Below are 18812 nucleotides of genomic sequence, written 5' to 3' on the forward strand. Positions count from 1 at the left end.
GCCATGCCATTACACCTTGACCCTCTCGTCCATCCACCGCAACGTGCAGGCCAGCACCAGGCCGTAAACCGACGCCCCTACGAAATCCGAGGCCGCCGTGGCCAGGTCTATCCCAACCAGCCTATTAACCTTGAACAAAAGAATGACGCCGTACAGGCCGAACCAAACGGCGGCCCCGAAAAGCCATCCCTTCAAAAGGCAATTGCGGCTTGTCACCGCGGGGATCAGGTAGGCGAAAACGATGCCCAGGAGGCCTACGAAAAGGATTTGCGCCACCTGGGCGAAGGCCGCCTCCCAGAAGACATTGGTCCTGGAACCAAAAATAATAACCGCCGCCCAGTCCAGGAACCGCAGTTCACCCCAATTGATGTAAAACGAGATGTTCGCCACGATGTTCATCGCCACGCCGCCCGCCACCCCGGCGATGAAGCCCCTCGTCGACCTGTCCTGTATAACCATCGGCCCATCCCCCCTCCATATACCTAATACCTAAAGCTGTCCAGCGGGAACCCCGCTTATGCGTCGCCCGCGCTCAAACCGCCGATGCCGGGGAGGCAAAGTGTGGTATACTACCGGATGTGGAAAAGTATGCGGGAGGAAACCTTATTTGGAACGGCAACAGGGCTTCCGCCGGGTGTGCCCGCCCGCTGACCGGGAAACGGTCCGGGGGACTTTCTACTGGCGCGTCGATCCGCAAGACCCCGACCCCGCCGTCATCGCCGCCGCGGCCGCGGTCATCCGCCGCGGCGGGCTGGTGGCCTTCCCGACCGAGACCGTCTACGGCCTGGGCGCCGACGCCACGAACGGGGCCGCCGTGCGGCGCATCTTCGCGGCGAAGGGCCGCCCGGCGGACAACCCCCTGATCGTGCACATCTCCGCCATGGATGAGCTGCGCCCCCTGGTCCGGGATGTCCCGGACGTGGCCCGGGCCCTGGCAGGCGCCTTCTGGCCGGGTCCGCTGACCCTGGTCCTCCCGGCGGCGCCGTCGCTGCCCCGGGAGGTCACCGCCGGCCTGGACACCGTGGGGGTGCGGATGCCCGACCACCCCGTGGCCCTGGCGCTCATCCGCGCCGCCGGGGTGCCGCTCGCCGCCCCCAGCGCCAACGCCTCCGGGCGCCCCAGCCCCACCACGGCCGCCCACGTGCTGGACGACCTGGGGGGGCGGATCGACGCCGTCCTCGACGGTGGGCCGGCGCCCGTGGGGGTGGAGTCCACAGTGCTCGACCTGACGGCCACGCCGCCCGCGGTCCTGCGGCCGGGCGGGGTCACCGTCGAACAGCTGGAGGCCGTCCTGGGCCGCGCGGCCGTCGCGGACCGCAAGGGGGAGAACGGCGGACCGCCCCGCTCCCCGGGGATGAAATACCGCCACTACGCCCCGCGGACGCCCCTGGTCCTCTTCGAGGGCCCGCCGCCCGCCGTGGCGGAGGCCATACGGCGGCGGGCGGCCGAAGCCCGGGCCGCCGGGCGGCGTGCGGTCGTCCTGGCCGCCCCCGAGACGGCCGGCCTCTACGCCCCGGAGCCCGTGGTCGTCACCGGCCCCCGGGACCGGCCGGACAAGGTCGCCGCCGCCCTGTACGACGCCCTGCGCCGCGCCGACGCTGCCGGCGCCGATGTCATCCTGGCCGAGGGCCCGGCGCCCGGCGGCCTCGGAGGTACCGTCCTGGAGCGCCTGCGCCGCGCCGCGACCGAAATAGTTTTAAGTAAGGGGCCAGGCCCCTAACTTAAAAATCTTTTAAGTAAAGTGCCTGACCCCTTACTTAAAGCTGGAGGCGGCCTTTCATGGAACTGGTGACCCTGTTGCTTCTGGCCGTGGCCCTGGGGACCGACGCCTTTTCGCTGTGCATCGGGCTGGCGCTGGCCGGTATCGACCGCCGCCAGGCCGTCACCCTGGTGCTGGTGGTGCTGGTCTTCCACATCGTGATGCCCATCGCCGGCTGGTGGGTCGGCGGCCTCGTGAGCGGCTTCGCCGGGCGGGCGGCGGCCTACATCGGCGCCGCCATCCTGGTCTACCTGGGAGTCCGCATGGTCTGGGGAACCCTGCGCCGCTCCCGTTCCGAGATCGTCGTGGTCAACGGGCTGTTCAGCATTATCGTTCTGGCCGCCAGCGTCAGCATGGACGCCCTGAGCGTCGGTTTCACCCTGGGCGCGGTGGGACAGGCCCTGCTCCTGACCGCCTTAACGATCGGCCTGGTCGCCGGCGCCATGACCGCGGCCGGCCTCTTCCTGGGCCGCTCCATCTACCGTTGGGTCGGCAACCGGGCGCAGCTCGTGGGCGGCCTGATCCTTTTCGGCGTGGGCGTGAAATTAGTAGTGTGAAATTAAGTGGAAATTTGGTCCCGAGGTGATCCGATGGCCAAGAAAATCCTCTTCGTCTGCAGCGGGAACACCTGCCGCTCGCCGATGGCCGAGGGCCTGGCGCGCCACCTGCTGCCGCGCCCCGGCGAGTGGGCCGCGGGGGAGGAAGAGATCCTCGTCTTCTCGGCCGGCGTCCATGCCCTGCCGGGCGACCCGGCGACCGAGAACGCCGTCGAGGCTCTGGCCGAAGACGGCATCGACCTGCGCCGCCACCGCGCGGCCCTGCTGACCCGCGAGATGATCCACGAGGCCGACCTGGTGCTGACCATGACCGCCGGCCACCGCCGCCTGGTGCGGGAGATGGCCCCGGACCAGGCGGGGAAGGTCTTTACCCTGGCCGAGTACGCCGGCGTCGGGGGCGACCTGCCCGACCCCTTCGGACAGCCCCCGGCGGTCTACCGCCGCTACGCCGGTGAACTGCGGCACATGGTCCGCCTGGCCCTGGAGCGCTTCCGCCGTGAAAACGCCGGGGCCGGAAGGAAATAATACGACCGGTGTCGAAAACCTGCCGGGTTACGGGAGCTGAAGGGAGGTCCCCGTGTTGCGCATCGCCGTCGCCAGTGACCACGGCGGCTTCCGGCTGAAACAGGAGGTCATCAACTACCTCGGCCTTGCCGGCTACGAATTCAAAGACCTCGGCACCTACAGCGCCGAGTCCGTCGACTACCCCGACTTCGCCCGGGCCGTGGCCGAGGCCGTCCGGTCGGGCGAGTTCGACCGGGGAATCATCCTCTGCGGGACCGGCATCGGCGTCTGCATCGCCGCCAACAAGGTCCCCGGCATCCGCGCCGCCCTCTGCCACGACACCTTCTCCGCCCGGGCGGCCCGGGAGCACAACGACGCCAACGTCCTGACCCTCGGCGAGCGGGTCATCGGCCCCGGTCTGGCCCGCGACATCGTCGCCGCCTGGCTGACCTCCGAGTTCCAGGGCGGCCGCCACGCCCGGCGGGTGGCCAAGATCACCGCCATCGAAGAAAAATACTCCAAGGGGGAATAAGAGTTGAATATGATGCGCCCGCTGGCCGAGGTCGACCCGGAGATCGCCCGCGCCATCGCCCTGGAGACCGAGCGGCAGCGTTCCAAGCTGGAGCTGATCGCCTCCGAGAACTTCGTCAGCCGCGCCGTGCTCGAGGCGCAGGGCTCGGTCCTTACCAACAAATACGCCGAGGGCTACCCCGGCAAGCGCTATTACGGGGGCTGCGAGTTCGTCGACATCGCCGAGCGGCTGGCCATCGACCGCGCGAAGCAGCTCTTCGGCGCCGACCACGCCAACGTCCAGCCCCACTCCGGCGCGCAGGCCAACATGGCCGCCTACTTCACCGTCCTGGAGCCCGGGGACACCATCATGGGCATGAGCCTCGCCCACGGCGGGCACCTGACCCACGGCGCGAAGGTCAACTTCTCCGGGCGCTTCTTCCGCATCGTCTCCTACGGCGTCAACGCCGAGACCGGGCGCATCGACTACGACGAGGTGCGGCGCCTGGCCGAGGAGCACCGGCCGAAGCTGATCGTCACCGGCGCCAGCGCCTACCCGCGGGCCATCGACTTCGCGCGCTTCCGGCAGATCGCCGACAGCGTCGGCGCCAGGCTGATGGTCGACATGGCCCACATCGCCGGCCTGTGCGCCGTGGGCCTGCACCAGAACCCCGTCCCCTACTCCGAGATCGTAACCACCACCACCCACAAGACGCTGCGCGGCCCGCGCGGCGGGATGATCCTCTGCCGCGGGGAGTACGCGGCGGGCATCAACAAGAGCGTCTTCCCGGGCGTGCAGGGCGGCCCGCTGATGCACGTCATCGCTGCCAAGGCCGTGGCCCTGGGCGAGGCCCTGCAGCCGTCGTTCAAGGAATACCAGGCCCAGATCGTCAAGAACGCCGCCGCCCTGGCCGACGCTCTCCTGCAGCACGGCTTCGACCTCGTGTCCGGCGGGACCGACAACCACCTGATGCTCGTCGACCTGCGCCCCAAGGGCCTGACCGGCAAGGAGGCCGAGGAGCGCCTCGACGCCGTCGGGGTGACGGTCAACAAGAACGCCATCCCGTACGACCCGCAGCCCCCGCGCGTCACCAGCGGCATCCGCATCGGCACCCCGGCCGTCACCACCCGCGGGATGAAGGAGGACGACATGCGGGTCATCGCCGACATCATCGCCCTGGCGCTGGAGGACATCCACGACGGGGCCCGGGCCGAGCGCGCCCGCAGGATGGTGGCCGACCTCTGCAACGCCTATCCGTTGTATGTGGTATAGACTATATCTAGGCCGTGGCGGAAAAAATGCAAAGGGAGAAAGATTGTGTGAGGGAGGTGACTCCTAGTGGCTCGTATTGAGGAATTGCGTATCAAAAACTATCGTGTGCTTCGTAATATAGTGATCAAAGATCTCCATCCGTTGACCGTAGTCCTGGGTCCGAACGGGTGTGGCAAGTCTACCCTTTTCGATGTTTTCGGCTTTCTTTCTGACTGTCTGCAAACTAACGTTCGTAAGGCCTTAGAGGCCCGTGGTAAATTGGTAGAAGTACGTTCGCGAGGTGCCGCCGGCCCCATTGAGATCGAAGTTGTCTATCGTGAAGGCCGTAAAGAACCCAAGATTACTTACCATCTTTCTATCGAAGAGGTAGATGGTAAACCGATCGTGGCCAGGGAATTCTTGAAGTGGAGACGTGGAAGAAGGGGTCAGCCGTTCTATTTCCTTAACTTTGAATATGGTAAAGGGTACATCATCAGCGGGGAGCGGCCCGAGGCGGAAGACCGCCGCATTGAAGCGGCAACCGACAGCCCTGATATCTTGGCCATCAAGGGATTTGGTCAGCTAGCTGATAATCCGCGGGTCGCCAGTTTCCGCCGGTTTATTGAAGGGTGGTTCTTATCCTATTTTGTTCCCGACCAGGCGCGCCAGGTGCCTCAATCGGGGCCAATGGAGCATTTGTCTCGGACAGGCGACAACCTTCCTAACGTCATACAACACCTTTCTGAGCAGTATCCGGGGGTCCTGCAACACATACTTGGTCGGGTAGCGGAAAGGATCCCCGCCTTGGAGACAGTTACGGCCGAGACGACCATTGATGGGCGGGTAGCCTTGCGGTTCAAGGACGGGCCTTTTCAGGATCCGTTTCTGGCTCGTTACGTCTCCGACGGGACCATTAAGATGTTTGCATACTTGGTTCTATTGAACGACCCGGATCCTCCTCCGCTCCTGTGCATTGAGGAGCCGGAAAACGGACTCCATCCCAGGCTTTTGACCACTTTAGCCGAGGAGTTCCGCAAGCACTCCAATCAAACACAGACATTTGTTTCTTCCCACTCACCTTTCTTTATTGATGCTGTTCGCCCGGAGGAATTGTGGGTCATGAGCCGTAACCAAGACGGCTATGCAGTCATTGAAAGGGCGGATAGAGTTCGTGGTGTAACCGAATTCATAGCCGAGGGCGCCACCCTGGGAAGTTTGTGGTACGAGGGTTTTTTGCAAGGGGGTAACCCCTGATGCACTTCGAGGTTTTGGTGGAGGAGTTGTCCGCCAAATGCGTCTTGGACACGCTGTTGCCCAAGATTATTGGTGAGGATCACGGATTTTCGGTCCACAGTTTCAGAGGGAAACAAGACTTGCTGTCGAAGCTGCCCAGTCGCCTCAAGGGGTATTCCCGTTGGCTACCTCCGGACTACAGAATTGTTATCTTGGTCGACCGGGATAATGACGACTGCCGAGAGCTTAAGCAAAGAATCGTCGACGTGGTGCGTGAAACAGGTCTTGAGACCCGGTCGCTGGTTCGGATTGCTTTGGAGGAATTGGAGGCGTGGTTTTTTGGTGACGTCCCGGCCTTGCGTACAGTATACCCTCGTATTTCGCTTCATCTTGAACGCCGAACGGGGTTCCGTGATCCTGATGCCATCCAGGGTGGGACGTGGGAGGCCTTGGATAGGATTCTAAAGCAGGCGGGGTATGCTGAGGGGCTGGCATCAAAAACCGAAGCTGCCAAGAACGTGTCACGCCATATGGATCCGGGCAGCAACAGATCCTACAGTTTTCAGGTGTTTTGTAGGGGAATTCACACACTTCTTGCCGGCCGCGATAATGTCGGTGGCCGATAACCCCCCTTTCTCGCCTCCTTCGGTTCGTGACTCCGTACATGCTAAGAACGCCTTACTAAAGGTACGGTGGATGTGAAAAAGATACTCGTCGTCTTCGGCACCCGGCCCGAGGCCATCAAGATGGCCCCGGTGGTCCTGGCTCTCAAGCAAGCGCCCCACTTCGACTGCCGGGTCGCCGTCACCGCCCAGCACCGTGAGATGCTCGACCAGGTCCTCGACCTCTTCGGCATCGTCCCCGACCACGACCTGGACATCATGCGCGACCGGCAGAGCCTCTTCGACATCACGACCCGCGCCCTGGACGGGCTGCGGCGCGTCCTGGAGCTGGAGAACCCCGACATGGTCCTGGTGCACGGGGACACCACGACCACCTTCTGCGGCGCCCTGGCCGCCTTCTACCGGCAGATCCCCGTCGGCCATGTCGAGGCCGGGCTGCGCACCCGGAACAAGTTCTCCCCCTTCCCGGAGGAGATCAACCGTCACCTGACCGGGGTGCTGGCCGACCTGCACTTCGCCCCCACCCCCCGCGCGCGGGAGAACCTGCGCCGCGAGGGGGTGGACGAATCCGCCATCCTGGTCACCGGGAACACCGTCATCGACGCCCTGCTGGCCACCGTGGCCCGCCTCGGGCCCGACCCCGAGCCGGCCCCGCCCGGCCGTACCCTGCTCGTCACCACCCACCGGCGCGAGAACCTGGGCGCGCCCCTGCGCGCAGTCTACCGCGCCCTGGCCGCCCTGGTCCGGCGCTACCCCGACGTACGGGTCGTCTTCCCCGTCCACCGCAACCCAGCCGTCCGCGAGGCGGTACAGGCCGAACTCGGAGGATTGCCCCGGGTCACCCTCACCGAGCCCATGGCCTACCTCGACTTCGTACGCGAACTCCGCCGCTGCCACATAGTCCTCACCGACTCCGGCGGCCTGCAGGAGGAGGCGCCGTCCCTGGGCAAGCCGGTGCTGGTCCTGCGGGGCACGACCGAGCGCCCCGAGGCCGTCGAGGCCGGGACGGTGCGGCTGGTGGGCACGGCCTACGACGCCGTCTACGGCGCGGCGGCCGAGCTGCTCGAGGACGATGCCGCCTACCGGCGCATGGCCGAGGCCGTCAACCCTTACGGGGACGGACGGGCCGCGGGACGCATCGTGGCGGCGCTGGAGAAATTTTTGTCGGTTCAAGGCGGTACCAGGCTAAATCCGTGACCAACTTCACAAAGAGGAGCATGCCAAAAATTTTTCTCCCGGAGAGGCGTCAAAAACTTTTCCGCCTGGAAGGAATAATCCCGAGGCTGTAGAAACTCTATCCTTGAAAACAAAGGTAATAGTCGAACGGCGGCAGGCCGGCCTGATGTTACCAGGCCTGACTGTAAGGTTATGGCTGATTAAGTTACGGCGGGCGCAAGGGGAGGGAGCCGGTGAACGGGAAGGGCAACGGCTTCTCGAAGGGGATGAAGGCCTTCGCGCTCGGTTCCACGATCGCCGTCCAGTTCGCCGCCAGTGTCTTCCTGGGCCTGTGGGGCGGGCGCTGGCTGGATGAACGGTTCGGCACCGCGCCGTGGCTGATGGTCTTGGGGCTCCTGGCGGGACTGGGTGCCGGGACGCTGGGCGTCTACCGCACGGTGTCGCGCATCTTCAAATAGGGGCCGGTTGAGTTGAGCTGAGTCCTGAATAGTCTGTGGGAGTGCAGGTTGTTGTCGGACATCGCCCTTGAATTCGACATCCACATCCAAAAGGCCCTCCGCTGGTCGGCCTGCGTGCTGGCGGCGGTCCTCGTGCTTCTTCTCGGCGGGGTGCGGCACCCCGTCTTCCTGGGCTTCACCGTGGGCGTCGCCGTCAGCGTGGTCAACGGGTACCTGCTCGCGTTGCGCGTCAAGGGGCTGACCGACTTCGCCCTCCTGACGCGGGGCCGCGCCGAGGGCGTCGACAAAGTCCGCACCGTCTTCCGCGCCGGCCTGGTGGTCGTGCGCTGGGTGATCCTCTTTGCCGTGCTTTTCCTCGGCCTGAAGACAGGGTGGTTTGACCTGCTGGGCTTGCTGGCGGGACTCTTCGTCCTGCCGGCCTTCTCGCTCGGCAGTGCATTTCGACTCGCTAAAGAAAGGAGGTGAATAGGGCGGTGGCGGCGGAAGGTTTCAGCATCGAACACATAGAGCATCAGATCGACATCTGGGGGATCGAGCCGACCTGGCATCTTGGACAGCTGGCCGGCTACCCCATCGACCTCAACGGGAAGACCATCGTCTTCACCTGGGTCGCCATGGGATTGGTATTGTTGCTGGGTTGGGTCTGCGCCCGAGGGACGAGCCTTCGCAAACCGTCGAAGATGGCCTCGCTTATGGAAATGATCCTGGAGTTCCTGCGCGGGCTGATGAACGACAACATGTCGTGGCAGAAGGGCGCTGCGGTATTCCCCATCATCATCACCTACTTCCTGTTCATCAGCGCGATGAACATTCTGGGACTGGTGCCTACGGCCATGGCCCCCACTTCGGATGTGAACACGACCTTCGGCCTGGCCCTGATTACCTTTGTCCTGATCTACGTCTGGGGCATCCGGTACAAGGGACTCGGCTACTTTAAGCATTATCTCCAACCATTCCCGTTCTTCCTACCCATTACCATCCTGGAGGACTTGGCCAAACCCGTTACCCTGGCCTTCCGACTTTTCGGCAACATGAAGGGTAAAGAGATCATGGTACTGGCCCTGCTGGGCCTGATCACCGGCGTGGCCGAGGTAGCCGGCGGCTTCACGGCCTCCGTGGTCTGGCTTGGATTCGGACTCTTCGTGTCCTTCATCCAGGCCTTCATCTTTACCATGTTATCTATTGCCTACATCGGCATGGCGGTAGCGGATGACCACTAAGGACAAAAACTTAATATCAGGTAATTATCATTGAGGAGGGAACTACATAATGGATCTCGCTGCTGGTGCTGCTCTTGGTATGGGTATCGCTGCTGGTGTCGGAGCTATGGGCGCTGCTATCGGTGACGGTATCGTGACCGGTAAGCTCCTCGAGGGCGTAGCCCGTCAGCCGGAAGCCCGCGGCTCCCTGATGACCCTGATGTTCATCTCCGTCGGTCTGATCGAGTCCCTGCCGATTATCGCCATCGTTATCGCCTTCATCCTGATGGGCAAGCTTGGCGGCTGATGCACAAACCGGGTAGCAGGTTTTAGGTTCGACGCCAGACCGAAACCTGCTACGTGTTTCCTTTCAGAATCCGTCGTAATCGTGAAGGAAGGGGGCAGGTTGCCAGGTGCTGGAATTTAACGCGACACTATTAGCACAGATCTTCCACTTCTTCCTTCTGCTGGTGTTGTTGCGCTTAGTGGCCTACAAGCCGTTGCTCAAGGTGCTCGAGGACCGGCAAAAGTTCGTCGCCGATAACATTGCGCAGGCCGAACAGCAGCGGCTGGACGCCGAGAAGGTCAAGGCCGACCTGGAGGCCGAGCTGCGCAAGGCCCGCGAGCAGGCGCAGGAGATGATCGAGCGGGCGGCCAAGGCGGGCGAGGAGCAGGCGCAGGCCATCATCGAGGCGGCCAAGAACGAGGCGGTCCGCCTGAAGGAAAGCGCGATGCAGGACATCCAGCGGGAGAAGGATAAAGCGGTCGCCGAACTACGCGACCAGGCGGCTTCCCTGGCGGTGCTTGTGGCGGCCAAGGTGGTGAAGAAGGGCCTGGACGTCGATGCGCAGAGCGCCCTGGTGCAGGACGCCATTAAAGAGGTGAGCAGCCTGCCATGTTAAAAGGGGCTGTGGCGCAACGTTACGCGCAGGCGCTTTTCGACATCGCCGGCGAGCAGAACCTGATCGACAGGCTGGAGAACGACCTCAGGGGGGTGCTCGGGGCCCTGGATGGTTCGCGCGACCTGGCGCGTGTTCTCTATCACCCCCAGGTGCCGACCGACGTCAAGAAGAGCGTCCTCAAAGAAATCTTCGCCGATCAGGTTTCTCCGGTGATACTCAACTTTCTCGGGGTCGTCCTTGACGCCCGCCGGGAGTTCTTCCTGAAGGCCATCGCCGAGGAGTACTTCCGGATGGCGAACCAGACCCGCAACATCGCGGAGGTCACCGTCACTTCGGCGGTACCGATCTCGATCGTGCAAAAAGTCAACCTTATGGACGCCCTGGCGAAGATGACGGGTAAGGAAATCCGTGTGCATTACCAGGAGGATCCCGAGATCCTGGGCGGCCTGGTCATCCGCATCGGCGACCGGATCATCGACGCCAGCGTGAAGCGCCAGCTCGAGCGGATCCGGGAGCAGATCCGCGAAACTCAAGTAGGATAGGGGTGACACAGGGTAATGAATCTTCGACCGGAAGAGATAAGCTCCATTATTCGCCAGCAGATTGAAAAATATGAGGTCCAGGTCGAGGTCACCGACGTCGGTACCGTCATTCAGATCGGTGACGGCGTGGCCCGGGTGTACGGTCTGGAAGAGTGCATGTACTCCGAGCTGCTGGAGTTCCCGGGCGGGGTCCTCGGGATGGCCCTCAACCTGGAAGAGGATAACATCGGTTGCGTTATCCTCGGTCCCTACACCCACATCAAGGAAGGCGACATGGTCAAGCGCACCGGCCGTATCGCCTCCGTGCCCGTGGGCGACGCCCTCATCGGCCGCGTCGTGAACCCGGTCGGCCAGCCGCTGGACGGCAAGGGTCCGATCAACTCCGACAAGTTCCGCCCGATCGAGAAGATCGCCCCCGGCGTCATCTACCGCAGCCCGGTTGATACGCCGCTGCAGACCGGTATCAAGGCCATCGACGGCATGATCCCGATCGGCCGCGGCCAGCGCGAGCTGATCCTCGGCGACCGCCAGACCGGCAAGACGGCCATCGCCGTCGACACCATCATCAACCAGAAGGGCCAGGACTGCATCTGCATCTACGTCGCCGTCGGCCAGAAACAGTCCACGGTCGCCAACGTCGTACAGAAACTGCGTGACTACGGCGCGATGGACTACACCATCGTCGTGGTGGCCGGCGCGTCCGACCCGTCCCCGCTGCTCTACATCGCTCCCTTCGCCGGCGCGTCGATGGGCGAGGAGTTCATGGAGCAGGGCAAGGACGTCCTGATCGTCTACGACGACCTCTCCAAGCAGGCCGCCGCCTACCGCGAGCTGGCCCTGTTGCTCCGCCGCCCGCCGGGCCGCGAGGCCTACCCGGGCGACGTCTTCAACCTGCACTCCCGCCTGCTGGAGCGTGCGGCCAAGCTGCACCCGAACTACGGCGGCGGCTCCATGACCGCGCTGCCGGTCATCGAGACCCAGCAGGGCGACGTGTCGGCCTACATCCCGACCAACGTCATCTCCATCACCGACGGCCAGATCTACCTGGAGCCGGACCTCTTCTACGCCGGCGTCCGCCCGGCCGTCAACGTCGGCCTCTCAGTCTCCCGCGTCGGCGGCAAGGCGCAGCGCAAGGCGATGCGCCAGGTGGCCGGCCAGCTCAAACTTGACCTGGCGCAGTACCGTGAACTGGCGGCCTTCGCCCAGTTCGGCTCCGACCTGGACAAGGCCACCCGCGCCCGTCTGACCCGCGGCGAGCGCCTGGTCGAGCTGCTGAAGCAGGACCAGTACGTGCCGATGCCGCTGGAAGAGATGGTCATGTCCCTCTACTGCGGCGTCCGCGGCTACCTGGACGACATCCCGGTGGACAAGGTGCGCGAGTTCGAGGCCGAGTTCCTGAAGTTCATGCGCACCCAGAAGCCGGAAGTCGGCGCGGCCATCAAGGAGAAGAAGGAGATCACGAGCGACGTCGAGCCGCAACTGAAAAGCGCCCTGGAGGAGTTCAAGAAGAACTTCGCGTTGCAGCACGGTATTCAACTGGCGTCTTAGGACGCCGGGCGGATCTCCGGGGAAAGTGAGGTGTAAGGATGCCGTCACTACGCGATTACCGGCGTCGCATTAAGAGCGTTCAGAGTACGCAGAAGATCTGCAAGGCGATGAAGGCCGTGGCCACGGCCAAGATGTCCAAGGCCCAGACCGCCGTCCTGGCCGCGCGTCCCTACGCCCGGCAGATGCACGAGGTCCTGGGGCGGGTGGCCTCGGTGGCCGGGAACGTCAAGCACCCGCTGCTGGAAAAGCGCGAACCGAAGAAGGTCGCCTTCATCATCGTCACCGCAGACCGCGGCCTGTGCGGCGGCTTCAACAGCGCCATTCTCCGCACGGCCGTTAAAGAAATCGATAAGTGGCCGGAGGCCTCCCTGATCGCCGTGGGCCGCAAGGCGCGGAACTTCTTCCGCTTCCGCGGGGTGAAGATGGACCACCAGTTCGTCGGGCTCGGCGAGAACATCACCGTCGGGCAGGCGCGCGACATCGCCCGGGTGGCTATGAACGGTTACGTTGAGGGCGAGTACGACGCCGTCTACCTGATCTTCTCGAAGTTCGTGAACGTCATGGTCCAGCAGCCCACCGTGACCAAGCTCCTGCCGGTGGAACCGCCGGAGGGCGCCGGGCCGAAGGAAGAGGTACACGGCCCCCAGGCCCTGTACATCTTTGAGCCCTCGGCCGAGGAGGTACTGGCCGACCTGCTGCCTCGTTACGTGGAGAACACCATCTTCCACGGCCTGCTGGAGTCCAAGGCCGGCGAGCAGAGCGCCCGCATGACCGCCATGGACAGCGCGACCAAGAACGCGGGCGAAATGATCGACCGCCTCACGCTCCAGATGAACCGGCTGCGCCAGGAAGGCATCACCAAGGAGCTTCTCGACATCGTCGGCGGCGCGGCCGCGCTCGAATAACGCACGGAGGAGGTTCGGGGAAGCCAATGAATGTTGGTGAAGTCGTACAAATCATCGGCGTCGTCGTGGACATCAAGTTCCCTCCGGGACAGGTGCCCCCGATCTACAACGCCATCAAGATCACCAGCGAGAAAGAGGACGTCTTCGGCAAGAAGATCGACCTCACGCTGGAGGTAGCGCAGCACCTCGGCAACAATGTCGCCCGCTGCATCGCCATGTCCACCACCGACGGCCTGCAGCGCGGCATGAAAGCCGTCGACACCGGCGCCCCGATTTCGGTGCCGGTGGGCCGCGCGGTCCTCGGCCGCCTGCTGGACGTGCTCGGGAACCCCATCGACGGCCTCGGGGAGATCAAGAGCGAGAAGAAGTACCCCATCCACCGCCCGGCTCCGCCCCTGGTCGACCAATCCACCCAGGTCGAGCAGCTTGAGACCGGCCTGAAGGTCGTCGACCTGCTGGTGCCCTTCATGAAGGGCGGCAAGATCGGCATGTTCGGCGGCGCCGGCGTGGGCAAGACCGTTATCGTTATGGAACTGATCAACAACATCGCCAAGCAGCACGGCGGCATCTCCGCCTTCTGCGGCGTCGGCGAGCGTACCCGCGAGGGCAACGAACTCCTGCTGGAGATGACCGAGTCCGGCGTTCTGGACAAGACCATGATGGTCTTCGGCCAGATGAACGAGCCGCCGGGCTGCCGCCTGCGCATCGCCCTCACGGGGCTGTGCCTGGCCGAGTACTTCCGCGATGAAGAGGGCGCCGACGTGCTCGTCTTCATCGACAACATCTTCCGCTTCGCCCAGGCCGGTTCCGAGGTTTCGGCTCTGCTGGGCCGGATGCCGTCGGCCGTGGGCTACCAGCCCACCCTGGCCACCGAGATGGGCCAGCTCCAGGAGCGCATCACCTCCACGGTGAAGGGCTCCATCACCTCGGTCCAGGCCGTCTACGTGCCCGCCGACGACCTGACCGACCCGGCCCCGGCGAACACCTTCGCCCACCTGGACGGCACCGTCGTTCTGTCCCGGGCGCTCACCGAGCTGGGCATCTACCCGGCCGTGGACCCGCTGGACTCCGTGTCCCGCATCCTGGACCCGAACGTCGTCGGCCCCGAGCACTACCAGGTGGCCCGCGGCGTGCAGAAGGTGCTGCAGCGCTACAAGGAGCTGCAGGACATCATCGCCATCCTCGGCATGGAGGAACTGTCCGAGGAAGACAAGCTGGTCGTGGCGCGCGCCCGCAAGCTGCAGCGCTTCCTGTCGCAGCCGTTCACCGTGGCCGAGGCCTTCACCGGCCGGCCCGGCCGTTACGTCTCCCTGAAGGATACCGTCCGGGGCTTCAAGGAAATCCTTGAAGGTAAGCACGACGGCCTGCCCGAGGACGCCTTCTACATGGTCGGCACGATCGAGGAAGCGGTGGAGAAGGGCAAGCAGATCCTCTCCGCCTAGGCTAGGTGCCGTTTTAAGTAAGGGGTCAGGCCCTTTACTTAAAAATGATGCGCCCCCCGCGGGGAAACGGAAACGAGGGGAGTGCCTGATAACATGGCAGAAAAAACACAAAAGCTGACAGTGGTCACCCCGGCGCGGATCGTCTACACCGACGACGTGCGGATGGTGCACGCCGTCGGCACCGACGGTGACCTGGGTGTCCTGCCCGAGCACGCCCCGCTGATCACCAGCCTTAAGATCAGTATCCTCCGTGTACAGAAGGAAGGCAAGTGGACGAAGCTGGCGGTGAGCGGCGGCTTCATGGAGGTCAAGGACTCGAACGCGGTTATCCTGGCCAACGCCGCTGAGCTGGCCGAGGAGATCGACGTCGCCCGCGCGCAGCGGGCCAAGGAGCGGGCCGAGCAGCGGCTCGCCTCCAAGAGCCCCGAGATCGACATCGCGCGCGCCGAGGCCGCCCTGGCCCGGGCCCTGGCCCGGCTCAAAGCGGCCCAGCCCGACTCCATGCACTAGGGGTGCACTAGGGGTCAGGCCCCCAACTTATATCTTGACTCAAAAAAGGGTGCAAATCCCGTACAGGGCTAGGGGCGGACCTCCGTGTCCGCCCTGTTTCTTTTTTTAAGTAAGGGGTCAGGCCCCTTACTTAAAAAAGTACAACCTAACTCTTGCCGGCATTGCCCCAATCTTCTATAATACTTCCAACCGGATGGTATACCGTATACCAAAGAGGTGAAGGTAGAATGCCCCACACGGTGTCCCTGAGACCCATTGAAACCGAACTGGAATCGCACATCCGTGACAAGGTTCACAGGAAGCTGCGCGAGGCCATCCTGAAAGGCGAACTCCAGGCGGGCGAACGCCTGATAGAACGCAGGCTGGCGGAACAGCTCGGCGTCAGCCGGACCCCCGTCCGCGAGGCCCTGCGCCTCCTGGAGCAGGAAGGCCTGGTATCCCATCTGCCTCGCGTTGGCGCGTTGGTGACCCAGGTAAACGACATGGAGGTCTACGAGGTATACCGCATCCGCGAGGTCCTGGAGGGCCTCGCCGCCCGCATGGCCGCCGAGAAGATCGAAGCTGAGCAACTGGCCCGCTTGTTCGAACTCCTGCGTTCCACCGAGGAGACGGCCTCCCACGGCGACCTGGACGCTATGGAAAGGGCCCACCGCGAGTTCAACGACACCATCTACCGGGCGGCCGGGAGCCCGCGCCTGTATGCCATGATCAACTCCCTGGTGGACTGCATCGCCCGCTACGCCAGGGCGGGGTGGCACTTCCAGCCGGGACGCGTCGCCGAGGCCACGCGGGAGCACCGCCGGCTGGCGGATGCCATCCGTCTCCGCGACGGCGACCTGGCCGAGCGGGTAGCCCGGGAGCACATCAACAACTCCCGGCACGCCTACTTCAAAAGGATGGCGGACCGTCCGGAAGAAGCGTATTGATTCCCGCCGCATAAACAGAACCTGAACGCCCAAAACGCGATACTTCGGAGAGGAGAGTCTAACAGTGTCGCCAACGGATGTCGCCCTCATCCTGGTCACGGGCATTGTCTGCGGGTTTGTCAACATCGTCGGGGGCGGGGGCTCCCTGATCTCGATGCCCGTGCTGATTTTCCTGGGCCTGCCCTCGGCCGTGGCCAACGGCACCAACCGCGTGGCCCTGATGGTCCAGAGCCTGGTGGCCATCGGGTACTTCCGCCGGAAAGGCTTCTTCTACCCCAAGCTGAGCGTCATGCTCGGCATTCCCGCCGTCCTGGGCTCCATCGCCGGGGCAAGGTTCGCCATCTCCCTTTCCGACGAGATGTTCAACAAGGTCCTGGCCATCGTCATGTTGACGGTGATGGTCCTCATCATCTGGCGCCCCGAGAAGAGATTCCTGCAGCAGGAGCGCGAGGACTTCAGCCGCCTGCGCCTCGCCGCCGCGGCCCTGGTCTTCTTCGGCGTCGGTTTCTACGGGGGGTTCATCCAGGCCGGCGTGGGGTTCATCATCATCGCCGCCCTGGCCCTCATCACCGGCTTGTCGCTGGTCAAGATCAACAGCCTGAAGGTCCTGATCACCCTCATCTACATGACCTCATCGCTCCTGGTCTTCGTCCTCAGCGGCAAGGTCGACTGGCTGCTGGGCTTCGCCCTGGCCGCGGGCAACGCCGTGGGCGCCTACCTGGGCAGCGCCTTCTCCGTGCACAAGGGCGACAGATGGATCCGCGCGTTCCTCGTCGTCTCCGTGGTCCTGATGTCCGCCAGGCTGCTCAACGTCCACAAACTGCTGGGCCTGTAGCCGCTGAAAGCCCCGTTTCTCTCCTGTTGAAAAAAACCGTCCCCCAAAGGCCCACCCAAAATGTGGCTTCTCCTCCGAATAAGTCGTATAAAAGAACTCTCGTCAAGTAAGGAGGAGATAGCATGAATCGATTGTGGGTAGCGGCAATGGCAACGGCGTTTGTCCTTGTTTCCGCTTTTCCCGCGCTGGCAATCCAGGGCGAGTCGCCCGCCGGAAAAGGCAACGGAGTCATGCTGCAAGACCAGCAGCGCCTGCAGTTGCAGGATCAGACCTGCCTGAGCGGCGACGCCGCGCAGGCGCAGACCAGGACGATGCTGCAGACTGAGCAGCGGGCCACGCAGGGCAAGGGCGCCGGGTGCCGGCTGGTGGTCAACAACCGTGAGTGCGTCTTCGGTGATGTGCAGCCCCTCGTGAAGTCCGGCCGCGTACTGGTCCCGGTGCGGGCGGTCACCGAAGCCCTCGGGGCCACGGTGCAGTGGAACCAGCAGACCCGGACGGCGACCATCTCCACGGGTGACAAAATGCTGACGCTGAGGCTTGAAGAGAGGATCGCCCTGGTCAACGGCAAGGAGATCACCCTTGACGTTCCCGCGAAGTCGGAGCGGGGGCGGGTGGTTGTTCCCCTCCGCTTCATCGCCCAGGCCCTCGGGTATAACGTCGGTTACGATATTGCTACAGGAACGGTCACGGTGGAATCGCCCCAACCCACAGAAGTTAATTAACGGTCAGTCACCGAATTGACTAAACCTGCCACAGCCGACCGGTAACTCCCATACCCCATCCGGCCCCGTGCATCGGGGCTTTCTTCTTTAACCCCCTCATCTTTTAAGTAAAGGGCCCGACCCCCGTTTAGCCCATGGAAGCCATGGGAAAAATATGCATAGAAGCCAACCGCTTCGCATAGCCATGGGACAACGGTGAGGGAGGGGTGACGTGTGCGCCGGCTTATCCTGGGACTGATCATCATTCTGGGGGTGCTCTGGCTGGCCTACCCGGACGGCCAGCGGCAGGCCTACCAGGACCTCGCCCGGGACGTCCGGCCGGAACCGAAGCCCCACGTCGCCGACAAGGTCCGCGTCTACCTGCACGGGGAAGACCGCGTGGTCACCCTCTCCATGGAGGAGTACCTTGCCGGCGTGGTGGCCGCCGAGATGCCGGCCGACTTCCCGCCCGAGGCCCTCAAGGCGCAGGCCGTCTGCGCCCGCACCTACATCGTCAAGCGCCTGGCAGGCGGCGGCGCCGTCAACAACCCTCACCCCGGGTCCGACATCTGCGACGACCCGCGCCACGGCCAGGCCTGGCTCTCCCGCGACCAGCTCAAGGCCCGCTGGGGAATGCTGGAGTACTACCGCCACTACTACAAGATCCGTAAGGCCGTGGATGAGACCCGGGGCGTGGTCATCACCTACCAGGGGCAACTCATCGACCCCGTCTACCACTCGTCCTGCGGCGGCCGTACCGAGAGCGCCGAGGACGTCTGGCAGGTCGACGCCCCCTATCTCCGGAGCGTCGAGTGCCCCTACGACCGCGACCCGCACCCCAACGAGCGCAAGACCTACACCCTGGCCGAAGTGGACGCCGCCCTCGGCACCGACCTGCGCGTCTTGCCGGCCGCCGGCGGGCGCCCCCCGGTCCACGTCCTGGAGACCACCTCCACCGGCCGGCCCAAGGTGCTCGCCGTCGGCAGCGAGCGCGTCTCGGCCACCGCTGTCCGCGACCGCCTCGACCTGCGCTCAACCAACTTCAAGATCGAGTACGCCGACGGCGAGCTGACCTTCGTCACCCGCGGCTACGGCCACGGCGTGGGCCTGTGCCAGTACGGGGCGGCCGGCCTGGCCGAGCACGGCCGCGACTACCGCACCATCCTGCGCCACTACTACCGGGGCATAGAACTCGCCAAACTCCCCTAAGTTTTAAGTAAGGGGCCTGGC

Annotated in this window: 23 protein-coding genes; 22 read left to right on the forward strand and 1 reads right to left on the reverse strand. The window is 64.1% G+C overall.

Annotation, left to right across the window (positions count from 1 at the left end):
- Positions 1–9: 9 nt before the first annotated feature.
- Positions 10–459 carry a hypothetical protein gene (locus QMC81_02650; GenBank protein MDI6906376.1) on the reverse strand — a complete coding sequence of 150 codons (450 nt, stop codon included), beginning with the start codon at positions 457–459 and terminating at the stop codon, positions 10–12.
- Positions 460–607: 148 nt separating this feature from the next.
- Here QMC81_02650 and QMC81_02655 point away from each other — a divergent pair, with 148 nt between their 5' ends.
- The 22 genes from QMC81_02655 to spoIID all read left to right on the forward strand — a co-directional run bounded on the left by QMC81_02655 (position 608) and on the right by spoIID (position 18791).
- Entirely contained in the window at positions 608–1720 is a 1113-nt protein-coding gene (locus tag QMC81_02655; protein MDI6906377.1) for an L-threonylcarbamoyladenylate synthase, read from the forward strand.
- 59 nt (positions 1721–1779) lie between these two features.
- Positions 1780–2316 carry a manganese efflux pump MntP family protein gene (locus QMC81_02660; GenBank protein ID MDI6906378.1) on the forward strand — a complete coding sequence of 179 codons (537 nt, stop codon included), beginning with the start codon at positions 1780–1782 and terminating at the stop codon, positions 2314–2316.
- A 33-nt stretch (positions 2317–2349) separates the two neighbouring features.
- A complete protein-coding gene (locus tag QMC81_02665) occupies positions 2350–2841 on the forward strand; it encodes a low molecular weight protein arginine phosphatase (protein ID MDI6906379.1) in 492 nt (163 codons plus the stop codon).
- Positions 2842–2896: 55 nt separating this feature from the next.
- Positions 2897–3352 carry a ribose 5-phosphate isomerase B gene (gene rpiB, locus QMC81_02670; GenBank protein ID MDI6906380.1) on the forward strand — a complete coding sequence of 152 codons (456 nt, stop codon included), beginning with the start codon at positions 2897–2899 and terminating at the stop codon, positions 3350–3352.
- Positions 3353–3361: 9 nt separating this feature from the next.
- Positions 3362–4603 carry a serine hydroxymethyltransferase gene (gene glyA, locus QMC81_02675; GenBank protein ID MDI6906381.1) on the forward strand — a complete coding sequence of 414 codons (1242 nt, stop codon included), beginning with the start codon at positions 3362–3364 and terminating at the stop codon, positions 4601–4603.
- Positions 4604–4669: 66 nt separating this feature from the next.
- Positions 4670–5836: an AAA family ATPase gene (locus tag QMC81_02680; GenBank protein MDI6906382.1), complete on the forward strand. Its 1167-nt coding sequence runs from the start codon at positions 4670–4672 to the stop codon at positions 5834–5836.
- On the forward strand, positions 5836–6441 hold the full coding sequence (locus QMC81_02685; protein ID MDI6906383.1) for a DUF4276 family protein: 606 nt from the start codon (positions 5836–5838) through the stop codon (positions 6439–6441). Before QMC81_02680 ends, QMC81_02685 begins: the two co-directional genes overlap by 1 nt.
- Before the next feature lie 66 nt (positions 6442–6507).
- A complete protein-coding gene (gene wecB, locus QMC81_02690; protein ID MDI6906384.1) occupies positions 6508–7635 on the forward strand; it encodes a UDP-N-acetylglucosamine 2-epimerase (non-hydrolyzing) in 1128 nt (375 codons plus the stop codon).
- A 212-nt stretch (positions 7636–7847) separates the two neighbouring features.
- Positions 7848–8072: an AtpZ/AtpI family protein gene (locus QMC81_02695; GenBank protein ID MDI6906385.1), complete on the forward strand. Its 225-nt coding sequence runs from the start codon at positions 7848–7850 to the stop codon at positions 8070–8072.
- Between the two features lie 51 nt (positions 8073–8123).
- Complete coding sequence (locus tag QMC81_02700; protein MDI6906386.1) at positions 8124–8537, forward strand: ATP synthase subunit I; 414 nt, start codon at positions 8124–8126, stop codon at positions 8535–8537.
- An 8-nt stretch (positions 8538–8545) separates the two neighbouring features.
- Positions 8546–9292, forward strand: a complete 747-nt coding sequence (gene atpB / locus QMC81_02705; GenBank protein MDI6906387.1) for a F0F1 ATP synthase subunit A — start codon at positions 8546–8548, stop codon at positions 9290–9292.
- A 49-nt stretch (positions 9293–9341) separates the two neighbouring features.
- On the forward strand, positions 9342–9578 hold the full coding sequence (gene atpE / locus QMC81_02710) for a F0F1 ATP synthase subunit C (protein ID MDI6906388.1): 237 nt from the start codon (positions 9342–9344) through the stop codon (positions 9576–9578).
- A 106-nt stretch (positions 9579–9684) separates the two neighbouring features.
- On the forward strand, positions 9685–10173 hold the full coding sequence (gene atpF, locus QMC81_02715) for a F0F1 ATP synthase subunit B (GenBank protein ID MDI6906389.1): 489 nt from the start codon (positions 9685–9687) through the stop codon (positions 10171–10173).
- Complete coding sequence (locus tag QMC81_02720) at positions 10167–10715, forward strand: F0F1 ATP synthase subunit delta (GenBank protein MDI6906390.1); 549 nt, start codon at positions 10167–10169, stop codon at positions 10713–10715. Before atpF ends, QMC81_02720 begins: the two co-directional genes overlap by 7 nt.
- Before the next feature lie 15 nt (positions 10716–10730).
- On the forward strand, positions 10731–12263 hold the full coding sequence (gene atpA, locus QMC81_02725) for a F0F1 ATP synthase subunit alpha (protein ID MDI6906391.1): 1533 nt from the start codon (positions 10731–10733) through the stop codon (positions 12261–12263).
- Positions 12264–12301: 38 nt separating this feature from the next.
- A complete protein-coding gene (gene atpG, locus QMC81_02730; GenBank protein MDI6906392.1) occupies positions 12302–13168 on the forward strand; it encodes an ATP synthase F1 subunit gamma in 867 nt (288 codons plus the stop codon).
- A gap of 26 nt (positions 13169–13194) precedes the next feature.
- Complete coding sequence (atpD, locus tag QMC81_02735; protein ID MDI6906393.1) at positions 13195–14610, forward strand: F0F1 ATP synthase subunit beta; 1416 nt, start codon at positions 13195–13197, stop codon at positions 14608–14610.
- Between the two features lie 93 nt (positions 14611–14703).
- Complete coding sequence (locus QMC81_02740; GenBank protein ID MDI6906394.1) at positions 14704–15120, forward strand: F0F1 ATP synthase subunit epsilon; 417 nt, start codon at positions 14704–14706, stop codon at positions 15118–15120.
- A gap of 227 nt (positions 15121–15347) precedes the next feature.
- Positions 15348–16046, forward strand: a complete 699-nt coding sequence (locus QMC81_02745) for a GntR family transcriptional regulator (GenBank protein ID MDI6906395.1) — start codon at positions 15348–15350, stop codon at positions 16044–16046.
- A 64-nt stretch (positions 16047–16110) separates the two neighbouring features.
- Positions 16111–16881, forward strand: a complete 771-nt coding sequence (locus QMC81_02750; protein ID MDI6906396.1) for a sulfite exporter TauE/SafE family protein — start codon at positions 16111–16113, stop codon at positions 16879–16881.
- A 122-nt stretch (positions 16882–17003) separates the two neighbouring features.
- Complete coding sequence (locus QMC81_02755; GenBank protein ID MDI6906397.1) at positions 17004–17603, forward strand: copper amine oxidase N-terminal domain-containing protein; 600 nt, start codon at positions 17004–17006, stop codon at positions 17601–17603.
- A gap of 213 nt (positions 17604–17816) precedes the next feature.
- On the forward strand, positions 17817–18791 hold the full coding sequence (gene spoIID / locus QMC81_02760) for a stage II sporulation protein D (protein ID MDI6906398.1): 975 nt from the start codon (positions 17817–17819) through the stop codon (positions 18789–18791).
- Positions 18792–18812 lie beyond the last annotated feature (21 nt).

The organism is Thermoanaerobacterales bacterium (genome assembly GCA_030019475.1).
Classification (GTDB): Bacteria; Bacillota; Desulfotomaculia; order Desulfotomaculales; family JASEER01; genus JASEER01.

What these genes read in the sequence shown, in the direction of transcription:
- QMC81_02720 (MDI6906390.1), top strand. Translation starts at nt 10,167, where the DNA reads ATGTTAAAAGGGGCTGTGGCGCAACGTTACGCGCAGGCGCTTTTCGAC.
- atpA (MDI6906391.1), top strand. Translation starts at nt 10,731, where the DNA reads ATGAATCTTCGACCGGAAGAGATAAGCTCCATTATTCGCCAGCAGATT.
- QMC81_02665 (MDI6906379.1), top strand. Translation starts at nt 2,350, where the DNA reads ATGGCCAAGAAAATCCTCTTCGTCTGCAGCGGGAACACCTGCCGCTCG.
- QMC81_02745 (MDI6906395.1), top strand. Translation starts at nt 15,348, where the DNA reads ATGCCCCACACGGTGTCCCTGAGACCCATTGAAACCGAACTGGAATCG.
- atpG (MDI6906392.1), top strand. Translation starts at nt 12,302, where the DNA reads ATGCCGTCACTACGCGATTACCGGCGTCGCATTAAGAGCGTTCAGAGT.
- QMC81_02755 (MDI6906397.1), top strand. Translation starts at nt 17,004, where the DNA reads ATGAATCGATTGTGGGTAGCGGCAATGGCAACGGCGTTTGTCCTTGTT.
- QMC81_02685 (MDI6906383.1), top strand. Translation starts at nt 5,836, where the DNA reads ATGCACTTCGAGGTTTTGGTGGAGGAGTTGTCCGCCAAATGCGTCTTG.
- glyA (MDI6906381.1), top strand. Translation starts at nt 3,362, where the DNA reads ATGATGCGCCCGCTGGCCGAGGTCGACCCGGAGATCGCCCGCGCCATC.
- atpD (MDI6906393.1), top strand. Translation starts at nt 13,195, where the DNA reads ATGAATGTTGGTGAAGTCGTACAAATCATCGGCGTCGTCGTGGACATC.
- QMC81_02740 (MDI6906394.1), top strand. Translation starts at nt 14,704, where the DNA reads ATGGCAGAAAAAACACAAAAGCTGACAGTGGTCACCCCGGCGCGGATC.
- atpE (MDI6906388.1), top strand. Translation starts at nt 9,342, where the DNA reads ATGGATCTCGCTGCTGGTGCTGCTCTTGGTATGGGTATCGCTGCTGGT.
- QMC81_02650 (MDI6906376.1), bottom strand. Translation starts at nt 459, where the DNA reads ATGGTTATACAGGACAGGTCGACGAGGGGCTTCATCGCCGGGGTGGCG.
- QMC81_02660 (MDI6906378.1), top strand. Translation starts at nt 1,780, where the DNA reads ATGGAACTGGTGACCCTGTTGCTTCTGGCCGTGGCCCTGGGGACCGAC.